Raw genomic sequence first — 9,326 nt, forward strand, 5'->3', positions numbered from 1 at the left:
GGGTGGGCGGTCGGCACAAGTTCCACTCTCATCGATGGCAGTTCGGCGGCGATCATGTCGGCCGTCCATCCTTGATCAATCAATTGCTGCAGGCTTTCGCCCCAGAGCGCGGGCAAGTCTGCCATCCCGGATTCGGATTCAATGCGATCTCGAAACTGAGCGGCGGAACCTTGTTCAGCCATGCTCAGCAATTGAAACGCGATCGAATACGCCTGCGTCAACTGAACCGAATCAGCCGGGGCTTTGGCGGGATCCAGTTTGCTGCCCGGCACTGGCAGCAGTTCGGCCAGTTTTTCGTCGCCACCGCGTTGTAGGACGGTTTGAAGTGCCGACAGCATCCACTGCCAATCGCGATTCAGTTGGTCGACATCAAGAGCGAGAATATTGGCTGAAACCATCGTGGCTGTTCAAAGAGGTGAAAAGGACGAGGAAGGCACGGCCCCGCAATCATCATTGGATCCGGGCAATCACTGAATCGTCGGGTAACAAACGCTTCTTGCCAATGGTGACCGCGCATAAAAAAACGAGCACTGTTCATGAACAGCACTCGCTCTTATGTCGGTGAAACGTCGTCGCCGATTCAGCTCGGAAACGGACGAATTCCGTTGATTCAGTTGCAGCAAGGATCTGGGCAGCACTTTTTGGCTGCGAAGCGAGCCTTGATTTTGGCGAACAAGCCACACTTTGGCTTTGCACATGGATCGCAGCAAACTGGAGCTGGTTCGCAGCAAGGAGCTGGAGCTGGCTCGCAGCAAACTGGAGCTGGAGCAGGTTCGCAGCAAACAGGTGCTGGTGCTGGAGCAGGTTCGCAGCAAGGTGCTGGAGCTGGAGCTGGTTCGCAGCAAACGGGTGCTGGAGCTGGCTCGCAGCATACTGGAGCTGGTTCGCAGCACACGGGGGCTGGTTCGCAGCAGGTGTTCTTCTTGAAGCACTTGAAAAAGCCAGCTTCTGCTTGTGGAGCCACGGCAACGCTGGAAACAGCGAACAGGGCAACGACCATGATCGATCGAATCATCTAAACTCTCCTAGACTAGGTGGATATGCCTCAAACACGCGCGGAGGCAATTTGGGCAGAGTTTAGGTGTCACGCAGCTTGCGTCAACCATAGCAATTACGCTGCAAAAACCGAATAAAACGACTTTGCGGCCAGTTTTCTTGCGGTTTTTGAGCGTTTTTACGCGACAGGGTTCGATTTGAAAACGTTGCCGCGTCAGGATGTCGCACACTGCACCCTCGGCAAATCCGCTTGGCTGACGCCTGACAGAGCATTTTTCTGCTGAATCAGGCGGTTCAACCTGCAAAACGCGGGACACTTTCTCGCTGAATGGGGCGAGAATCAGGCAGCTCGCCGCACTGGCGTGACGACGTCTTCGCGTTTGGAGGGTTGCTCCACGCGGCGCCGCGGGATCGCAAGAGGGCCGCGTTCATCCGCACCGGCGTAGGCGTACCAGGCACGCTCGTCGATCGCGTCCAAGATGGATCCGGCAACCTTCACGGCTCGGGCTCCGGCAGAACCGTCGACAACCGGAGAGGATCCGCTTTCAATGCTGATGACAAAGTCATGCAGTTCGTCAAGGATTGCGTTTCGCGGTTCGAGTTCGTTGACCTGGCATTGCAGGTGTTCGCCGAATAATGCGTCGGCGTAGCCGAGCGGGTTGTCGGTTTGCTCGTGCAGATCGAACTGCCGCGAGGAAAGTGCTTCGCTGGCTCGAACCGTCGCCAGGGATGGTTTGCCAAAGTCGATTTGTGCAAAACCGGCAGGGCTGAACAAAGTCATGTCGCGAGCTGGCAGCGGGCTGACACGTGACGCTTTGAGGTTGGCGACCATTCCACATTCGAATTCGATGCGTGCTTCGGCGATGTCTTCGTGGTCGCTGACAACTGATATGCCGCTGGCGGAGATCGAACGCACCGCGGATTGAGTCAGAGAGAGAACCAGGTCCAGGTCATGGATCATCAGGTCCATCACAACGCCGACGTCCAAGCAACGTCCGGGGAAGCGAGACGCTCGTGTGGCTTCGACGTACTTCACGTCCACGCCGAATTCTTCTAGCGAGGTGAAGGCGGGGTTGAACCGTTCGACATGGCCGACTTGCAACACGACATTTCGTGTCGATGCCATCAAGGCCAAGCGTCGTGCGTCGTCGGATTCGGCGGCGAGTGGTTTTTCGACCATCAAGTGCTTGCCAGCTTTGATCAATGTCGAAGCGATGTCGGCGTGATAGTCGGTGGGGGCTGCGATGATGGCAGCGTCGATGTCATCAATAACATCGTGGTAGTCCGAGTGAGCGGCGACGCCGTGAGCGTCGGCAACGGCCTTGCAAGCGGCTTCGACCGGATCGCATATGGCGACGAGGCGAGCGCCGTCGACTTGAGAAATCAATTTCGCGTGGATGCGGCCCAAGTGACCTGCACCAATGACGGCGACTCGCAATTCCCGGTTCATGCTGCTTTCTTTCTTCTATCTCGGCCTGGGCCGGCACGACCAAGGCAACTGTTGTCAAAACAATCAAACAGGTGCCGCAACACGGGGCGGATCGGACCAGTCGCGAAGAGTTGATCGCGAGCGGGTTCCACGCCGATACGTTTCCGATACAGCAAACGAAACGCCTGTGTCAACACAGCAATGTCATCGTCGGTGTAGTCGTGGCGTTTGAGGCCGACGGTGTTGATGCAACGAGGGCGAGCGTCGGCCCCATCGACAATCACAAACGGTGGCACGTCTTGAAGGATGCGTGTCATCGCACCAACAAAACTGAGTGTTCCAATCGAAACGAATTGGTGCACGCCCGCGCCGCCTGCGATGGTGACGTCGTCGGCAATGTGAGCGTGACCGCCGATCATGCAGTTGTTGGCCAACACGATTCGCGAGCCAATGTTGCAATCGTGAGCAATGTGCGTTCCGGTCATTAGGTAGTTGTGGTCGCCGACGCGAGTCACACCGTCTTCTTTTTCGCTGGCACGGTTGATCGTGACTTGTTCGCGAAAGACGTTGCCGTCACCGATTTCGACACGCGTGGGTGTGTTGCGATAGCTGACGTCTTGTGGATTGGTGCCAATGGAAACGTGGGGAAAGATTTGGTTGTCGCAACCGATCGAGGTGACGCCATCGAGGGTCACGTGATCTCCCACTCGTGTTCGGTCGCCCAATTTGACATTGGGGCCAATGACGCAGAAGTGTCCGATTTGGACATCTTCGCCAATCTGCGCACGAGGATCGACCACGGCGGTTTGAGCGATATTGGCACTCATAGTTGGATCCTTGGTGCGTTGTTCTGAGGTTGAGGTGCGTGAGTGAAGCGAGTCTGATTCCGAGTTGAATTCATTCCGAGTTGTTGCATCATGCTGCTCGGCGGTGGTGCAAGCCACTGGGCGGGGTGGCTTGGTGATTTCGTTTGTGCTGTTGAGCAAGTTCTGCCAAGCGTGCCGCGACCATGCCATTGAGTTGGTGGCCACCACGAACGGACGTGAACTGTCCTACCAAAGTGACGCCAGCCAGGGAAAGGTCACCAATCAGATCGAGTGTTTTGTGGCGGGCGCATTCGTTGCGGAATCGGTACTCGTTGTCGACCGGCCCGTCATCGCTGATCACCAAGAGGTCTTGGTGTGTGACGTGCGAGGCAACACCGGACTGGCGCAGTTGTGAGGCTTGGTCAGCGGTCACAAAGGTGCGAGCGGAGGCGACTTGACGTGCAAACGTGTGTGGCGTTTGCACGCACCGGAATGTTTGCTGGCGGATGGCACTGTGCGGGCCGTAGTCCAGGCAGTATTCGTAGATGGCTTCGCCTTGATCGCTGGGCGAAACGTCGACGTACCCGCCACTGTGTTCGATGCGGACTGGTTCGCGAATCACCAGCGGTTGCGAGGCGGCGGCTTGGATGACCAGGCCGGCTTCTTGAAGCGCGTTGACGTAGGCGAGTGAGCTTCCGTCGAGTCCCGGAAGTTCTTCGGCTGTGATTTCGACACGGCAGTTGTCGATTTCGAGTCCCGCAAGCGCGGCCATCAGGTGTTCCACCATTTCGAACTTGGCATCGCCGTTGGCGAGGTTGGTTCGGAAGGAGATGCCTGTGGCGAATTGGGTGGTGGCTGGGCACTCGGGTTGTTCAGGCAGGTCGGATCGCACGAGGACGATCCCTGTTCCGATTGGTGCGGGGCAGCAGGTGACGCGGACGTCTTTGCCGCTCCAGTAGCCGCGACCGCTGATCTCGCATTGCGAAGCAATTGTGTGTTCGTTGCGGATTCCCATCACGCTGCGAGCCTCCTTGCACGCGAGCGAAGCCTGTGCCTCGGCATCGGGATGCCGAGGTGCCCCTTTTGGTTCCTTGGAAAGCGTCGCGAATCCATGCGGCGCTTGGTTGGTGACTCAAGCGGTGCTTGAGCCACCCTGTTGTTTGTCAGAGTGTCCTGGATGGATCACTGACGGTTTGGCGTTCCGCCAGCCATCAATTTGCTGTCCAGGTAGCTCATGACGGCACCGGTCATGTCGAGCTTTTCGTCGTGATAGACGATGTTTCGCATGACGCCGCGGATGACCGACTCGCCTTGTGCGAGGTCCATGTCTTCGCTGTTGTAACGCAGCACCAAGTTGATGTTGTTGTGCTCAGCGATCGCTTTGACGTACTGGCTGATCAGCTTGTAGTTGTCAAAGTAGATTTTGGCTTCGCGGTCAGCGAGTTCTTTGCGTTTGCGGGCCATGTCCAAACGGAGTTTGGATTCCATCGACGCGACGCGTTCTTCTTGAGCGGTGTACTCAGGGGAACTTGGTTGGAAAGTCTTCAGCTTTTCGGCTGCGGCTTTCAGTTCGTCACGCTTGGCAGTCAATTCGCTGTCGAAGGACTTCAAGTTGTCCTCCACTGCTTTGACTTGCTGCTTGATGCCTTTGTTGTTTTTGAAGATGTACGCGACATCGACAACGGCGATGCGGTGGCCGTCGTCTTGGCCCGATGCCGAAGTCGGTGCCAATACGCTGACGGTGGTCATGGCCATGGCGATGGCCGAAAGAACGATGGTTCGCACGTCCGCTACTCCTTGCGTGGTGAATGCGATTGTCTGATTCATGCCCGCTTGATTGGCTCCGGTTTCCTCACCGAAATCAAGCTTTGCTGCCGAACATTGTGTCAACCCGAATCGATCGCTTCAAGGTAGATCGAGCCGGTTTGATCAGCAGTTTGACATTTTTCTTGGCTTCGAATCGTGTTCATCTCGCCCGTAGCCGAACCGTCAACTCGATCTCTTTTTCTTCTCGCTGGAGGGTGATTCGCAGCGAGTCCCCGGGCGACTTCGTTCGAAGTTTTTCCCGCAGATCGTTCACAGTTTGAATGGTTCGGTCTTCGGCTTTGATCAACAAATCGCCTACTTGGATGCCACCTTCGTTCGCAGCACTGGAGTCCATCACCTCGGCGACTTCGTTGGTTTGAGGGTTCATTTGAATCCCCAAAACGACGGTCAATTGACGCCGAATCTGAAAGTCTTTGTTGGTCTGTGTGTACGAAGGTCGCTGGTCCATCGTGGCGACACGATTGGCGGCCTGAGAAACGATATCGGTTATGCGGGTCATCCCGTCCAGGTTAAGTTTCTCAAAATCATCACTTGGACGGTGATAGTCACTGTGCAATCCCGTGAAGAAAAACAGCACAGGCACGCCAGCCTCGTAAAATGAGGCGTGGTCACTGGGGCCATAGCCCGTGGAAACAAGGTTCAGACGGAATGGCTTGGAGGTGGATTCCATGTCTCGGTTCAGGTCCTGAATCAAGGATTCAAATCCATCTGCGGTTCCGGTTCCATAGACGGTCAATTCGTTGTCGCGAAGTCGGCCGACCATGTCCATGTTCAGCATCGCGACCGTTTTGGATATCGGGAATCGTGGTTGGGCGCAGTAATGCTTGCTGCCCAGCAATCCACGTTCTTCGCCGGTGAAAGCGATGAACACAATCCGGCGGTGATCAGGCGTTTGGCTGAGTTCGTCGACCACGCGTTTGGCGACGGCCAACATGGTGGAGGTCCCTGACGCGTTGTCGTCGGCGCCGTTGTGGATCTCGATGGTTCCTGGGGCCAGCGACCCCATGCCTCCCATTCCGACGTGATCGTAGTGGGCTCCGATGACGACGGTTTCATCCGCCAATTTGCCTTTGCCTTCCAGCACGCCAATCACATTGGGGCTGGTCGCGGTGGCTTTGGTCAGTCCCACTTGCAGGCGTCCGCGGAGTCCATTCGAAGCAATCGTTTTCGGTTTAAAGTCCGCATCGATGGCGGATTCGACCGCGACCAAGCCTTTGGCAAACAACTCTCGAGTGTCGTCGTCCACGTTTGTCGCTGGCAGAGCCGCCATTTGTTTCAGCAGGCGATCCGCAGCGTCTCGGGAGATCGATGCGACGGGGACGGCGGGACGGCGAGTGGAATCGCCTGTTCGGGCGTTGGTGATCTTTTCGTTGCCCATGCGAGGACGCATTCCGGCTTCAGTCAATCCGAGCATTCCCCATTCAGCTCTTGCCACCTCTTCATTGCGATTGGCGAGCATTGCGTTGACTTGGTCCAGTTTCCTGGTCACCGCAGCCCGCAAATTAGCGGCTTCGGCTGGCAGGGCGTTGAGCTGTTTGGTCAGTGCATCAAGGCGTTTTTCTTCGGCCCGATAGCGATTCTGGATCGTTTGCACGCTGCGTTTGACGCTCTCTGGATCGTTGACGAGCAGGATGCCGGCGGCACCTTGATCAATCGCGGTGGAGATTTTGGTGTCGAAGAATGCGTGACGCGTGTTCTCCACGCCGTCGAATGGGCTGTCGGGATCAGCGAACCCAGGTTCTTTGCGAAGCATCATCACGATCTTGCCCTCGACCGAGCCTGTGGCGTCATCAAATTCGGCAAACGCCGCGTAGTCGTCGTACCCGAGGTCGGTTGCTCGGATGCCGTATCCCACCCAGGCGATGTCTGCTTCGACGTCTCCTTGGGTGGTTCCGATCGCGAGCGGATTGAATTGATTTTCGAGACCAATTTCCGATGGTTCCGTTCCTGGTGCCCACCACTGGAGGCGATTTTCATCGGGTGAGGTGGGTTGCGATCCGGTCGCCATTTCAACCGGCTGCATCGGTGAGTCACCATACAGTTGGGTTTCGAGTCCAATATCGCGGTACCGTTTGGCGATGTAGTCGGCCGCTTTCTGGATCTCGGAGCCTACCGCGCTGCGACCCGCCAGTTCTTCGCTGGTCAGGTACTTCAGATCCTGCGTCAGCGAAGAAAGCGTATGCGCCGATGCCTGGGCGGTGGAGGTGGATTGGGAGGTTGGCGTCGTCTCTTCTGCGGCTGCCGATCGGAATCCCATTCCTGTGCCGAACAAAATGATCCCCAAGCAGCAGAAACGGAGTTTGGCTCGGTTTCCAAGCACGCCGGTCGTGTTCCTTCGCGTCATCATTTGCTTCCAGATTGAGTGACTGAGTTCGGTTCGCGAAAAGGTGTGGGGAGACGCTTCGTTATACCGGTTGCTGTCGCTGGTTTGTTCGAGATTTCGCATGGTCTGTTGGCAGCGAATCGAAACTTCGTTCCGAGTGAAGTGACGATCTCGTTGCCAAAACCCCCGCATCCCAGCTAGAATTGCCATGCGGAAGAGGGAGCCCCGATTGTCTCATCGGCAATCATTCCCTCCCACCAGTCGCTCACCGGTGGCCGAGACGTCCCAACGTTTCGGTCACCGGCGCGGGACTGAAGATTTGACATTCCTGTCGTTTCTTCCCCATCCCACTGTTCAAGGTCTGCCTGCGCGTGTCACCCTCGTCACCGAAATCTTCTCGTGATTCTTCACGAGAATCGCTCTCTCCACCGACGTTGGAAACGAATCCGGTGAACTCCGGCGAGTTCACTCCCGCGTCCAAGGAGCTCCATTCGCGAACCATTCGATTGGTGGATGCATCCGACGACGAACCCTATGCCGATGCGGACGCAAAAATTCAGCGTTGCCAAGAGATTCTGGACTACAGGTTTCAGGACCTTGATCTGCTGCGTTCGGCACTGACGCACGCATCGGGAGCCTCCAACCGGTTGGCCAGCAACGAACGGTTGGAGTTTCTGGGGGACTCGGTTCTCGGGCTGACTGTTTGCGAATGGTTGTTCAACGAGTATCCCGAATACAGCGAAGGTGATTTGACCAAGATCAAATCGGCGGTTGTCAGCCGTCGATCGTGTGGCAAGGTCGCTTGCAAGCTGGGCTTGGATCAATGCTTGATCGTTGGTCGTGGGGTGACTCGAAATCGGAGTTATCCGAAATCATTGGTTAGCGATGTTTTTGAAGCTGTGATCGCAGCGTTGTACATCGACGGTGGACCCGGAATCGTTCGCGAACGGTTGAAAGATTGGTTGGCAGAAGAAGTCAACTTGGCCGTTGACACCCAAGGATCAGGTAATCACAAATCCGTTCTCCAGCAATACGCTCAGCGGGAATTGGCAGCGACGCCGGTTTACAAATTGATTCGCGAGACGGGGCCGGATCATCGCAAGATGTTCTTGATGGGGGCGATCGTCGACGGGCGCAATTTCGCTCCCGCATGGGGAAACAACAAGAAGGACGCTGAACAGCGTGCGGCAGCGAATGCGTTGGCTGAGTTGCATGGCAATGCGGTGCCTTACGACAGCGAACTGCCGCCAACGTGATCCCCTGATCTGGGAGGTCGTGCAGTTTTTCGAGGCCGCGTTTGAGCGGGTTTGAGCATCTAAGAACCTCTCCCGAAACGAAGTTTGGGGGGAGAGGATTCTACCGAACGACTCGCGTTCGTTTCGGTGAACAGAGAACGTCCCTGAACCGAGATCGCCGGTGGGGTGTCACGGAAGAAGCTTGCTGGTGGGTTGCGACGATCGGGGTGTGTTGAGACTCTGGCGGCACACCATTCCTTCTTTGTTCGATTGAATCTTTCTGTGACCACGGACACAACCGCTTCCGATTTCGCATCCTCGCCGGATTCCATCTCCGTTCGATTTTCGTCAGGCGTGACGTTGGCGATCGTGGGGACATTCCTTTTCGCGATGAAGTCCATCTTCATCAAACTCGCTTTTGCGGCGGGGGCGGACGCGACACTGTTGCTGACCATTCGGATGGTGTTGGCGTTCCCTTTGTACGTGGGCGTGTTTGCAACACTTCTGTGGCGGCGGCAAAGCGGGGGCGTCGATTCTGGTTTGCCAGCGTTCACGCTGCCGATTGTGATTCGGTCGTGGTGATGCTAAAAATGGCTTTAATATTGGTGTTGATTTTCAATATAACGCAACGGAATCTTTTTATGTAGGAGCTATGTATCGCAATCAATCTAATCCATTTAACGAACCAAGTATGCATAAGTGGATGTCTG

Annotated in this window: 9 protein-coding genes; 3 read left to right on the plus strand and 6 right to left on the minus strand. The window is 56.2% G+C overall.

Annotation, left to right across the window (positions count from 1 at the left end):
• Positions 1-398: phosphoenolpyruvate carboxylase (locus ACF8AM_RS01585; RefSeq protein WP_392553950.1), on the minus strand; the 398-nt coding region annotated here is incomplete at its 3' end.
• Between the two features lie 298 nt (positions 399-696).
• On the opposite strand from ACF8AM_RS01585, the gene ACF8AM_RS01590 reads away from it, so the two are divergent.
• Positions 697-927: a hypothetical protein gene (locus tag ACF8AM_RS01590; RefSeq protein ID WP_392553951.1), complete on the plus strand. Its 231-nt coding sequence runs from the start codon at positions 697-699 to the stop codon at positions 925-927.
• A gap of 409 nt (positions 928-1,336) precedes the next feature.
• On the opposite strand, the gene ACF8AM_RS01595 is transcribed toward ACF8AM_RS01590, so the two are convergent.
• From ACF8AM_RS01595 to ACF8AM_RS01615, 5 genes are all read right to left on the minus strand, one after another.
• Positions 1,337-2,446 carry a Gfo/Idh/MocA family oxidoreductase gene (locus tag ACF8AM_RS01595; RefSeq protein WP_392553952.1) on the minus strand — a complete coding sequence of 370 codons (1,110 nt, stop codon included), beginning with the start codon at positions 2,444-2,446 and terminating at the stop codon, positions 1,337-1,339.
• Complete coding sequence (gene lpxA / locus ACF8AM_RS01600) at positions 2,443-3,252, minus strand: acyl-ACP--UDP-N-acetylglucosamine O-acyltransferase (protein ID WP_392553953.1); 810 nt, start codon at positions 3,250-3,252, stop codon at positions 2,443-2,445. Before lpxA ends, ACF8AM_RS01595 begins: the two co-directional genes overlap by 4 nt.
• 88 nt (positions 3,253-3,340) lie before the next feature.
• Positions 3,341-4,249: a UDP-3-O-acyl-N-acetylglucosamine deacetylase gene (gene lpxC, locus ACF8AM_RS01605; protein ID WP_392553954.1), complete on the minus strand. Its 909-nt coding sequence runs from the start codon at positions 4,247-4,249 to the stop codon at positions 3,341-3,343.
• 164 nt (positions 4,250-4,413) lie between these two features.
• Positions 4,414-5,058: an OmpH family outer membrane protein gene (locus ACF8AM_RS01610; protein ID WP_392553955.1), complete on the minus strand. Its 645-nt coding sequence runs from the start codon at positions 5,056-5,058 to the stop codon at positions 4,414-4,416.
• A gap of 139 nt (positions 5,059-5,197) precedes the next feature.
• On the minus strand, positions 5,198-7,504 hold the full coding sequence (locus tag ACF8AM_RS01615) for a M28 family peptidase (RefSeq protein WP_392553956.1): 2,307 nt from the start codon (positions 7,502-7,504) through the stop codon (positions 5,198-5,200).
• Positions 7,505-7,830: 326 nt separating this feature from the next.
• Between ACF8AM_RS01615 and rnc the strand changes: the two genes are divergently transcribed.
• Together rnc and ACF8AM_RS01625 are read left to right on the plus strand one after the other, a co-directional pair.
• Entirely contained in the window at positions 7,831-8,637 is an 807-nt protein-coding gene (gene rnc, locus ACF8AM_RS01620; protein WP_392553957.1) for a ribonuclease III, read from the plus strand.
• 261 nt (positions 8,638-8,898) lie between these two features.
• Positions 8,899-9,198: a hypothetical protein gene (locus ACF8AM_RS01625; protein WP_392553958.1), complete on the plus strand. Its 300-nt coding sequence runs from the start codon at positions 8,899-8,901 to the stop codon at positions 9,196-9,198.
• Positions 9,199-9,326 lie beyond the last annotated feature (128 nt).

The sequence above is a fragment of the Rhodopirellula sp. JB055 genome (assembly GCF_043100905.1).
Taxonomy (GTDB): Bacteria; Planctomycetota; Planctomycetia; order Pirellulales; family Pirellulaceae; genus Rhodopirellula.

Coding starts and splice junctions, on each gene's coding strand:
- ACF8AM_RS01590 (WP_392553951.1), top strand. CDS start 697: ATGGATCGCAGCAAACTGGAGCTGGTTCGCAGCAAGGAGCTGGAGCTG.
- ACF8AM_RS01595 (WP_392553952.1), bottom strand. CDS start 2,446: ATGAACCGGGAATTGCGAGTCGCCGTCATTGGTGCAGGTCACTTGGGC.
- lpxA (WP_392553953.1), bottom strand. CDS start 3,252: ATGAGTGCCAATATCGCTCAAACCGCCGTGGTCGATCCTCGTGCGCAG.
- ACF8AM_RS01610 (WP_392553955.1), bottom strand. CDS start 5,058: ATGAATCAGACAATCGCATTCACCACGCAAGGAGTAGCGGACGTGCGA.
- ACF8AM_RS01615 (WP_392553956.1), bottom strand. CDS start 7,504: ATGCGAAATCTCGAACAAACCAGCGACAGCAACCGGTATAACGAAGCG.